The following is an 874-nucleotide window of genomic DNA, read 5'->3' as shown; positions in this document are numbered from 1 at the left end:
CCCCGCTACTTTCCCTCCCACCTGCCATTGGGTCTTGCGCACCAGCATCATGGGGACGTCCACTTCCTTGAGCAGCCGGCTGTTCTTTGCGATTCCCACGATGTAGTCGACGTGATGCCGATCACACCAGTTCAGCATCCGGGGACGACAAAAGTGGCTATCACCTCGTAACACGATGCGCGTATCGGGCCAGTATTGACGGATAAAGCGTACCAGTAAGGCGAGGATCGCCCAGCTATGGCGGCTGTCGCTGCGGTCACTGGTGCGCAGATAGCTCACCAGTAAGTGGCGCCCACAGAAGACATACAGTGGGAAGTAGCAGTGGTGATCGTAATAACGGTTAAAGAACTTGCCGGGTTGCTCGCCATGCACGGGGATGTCGGTGCCATCAAAGTCCAGCACGATCTCCTTGGGTGGTTCGTCATGCTGTTCAATGAAGTGATGCCACAGCAACTCATGGGCCTTCACTATTGCTTGCCGATCGGCGTTCTGCTCCACCCGGCACAGCGTCGACTTGCCTGCCAGCGTATCCTCTTCACCGAGCGCTGTCTGAAGGGCCTGATCATAGCGCAGGGCCTCATGGTCGTTGAAATCTTCATAGCCAGCGGCGACACCGAACACCCGCTGACGAACCAACGTGTCGAGCTTATGACGAACCTGTTCCGGTGAGCGGGGATCATGAAGCACGGCGGCCAAGCGGCGTGTTAGGCGATGCTGTTTATCGACTTCACGAAGCAGGAGTAATCCGGCGTCCGACGTAATGTGGCCCCCGGAGAAGTCGGCTTCAATTTGGCGGCGAGAGAGTGGCGAGAAGGTCAGCTTTTCAGGTACCATTTTGGAAGCGGCTGTTGGTGTTGGTTTTTGGTGTAAGGCC

The 874-nt window shown here is 56.9% G+C and carries 1 protein-coding gene; it reads right to left on the bottom strand.

Going from position 1 to position 874, the window contains the following annotated elements; all coding sequences use genetic code 11:
* Nucleotides 1-834 (bottom strand): IS1380 family transposase (locus ACT3XD_RS19645; RefSeq protein ID WP_444280704.1); only part of this gene is annotated, 834 nt, incomplete at its 3' end.
* Nucleotides 835-874 lie beyond the last annotated feature (40 nt).

Origin of the sequence: Halomonas sp. AOP7-B1-5 (assembly GCF_052353045.1) — a bacterium.
GTDB lineage: Bacteria > Pseudomonadota > Gammaproteobacteria > Pseudomonadales > Halomonadaceae > Vreelandella > Vreelandella colorata.
The sequence above is the reverse complement of the archived record's forward strand: the minus strand, read 5'-3'. Positions and strand labels throughout refer to the sequence as shown.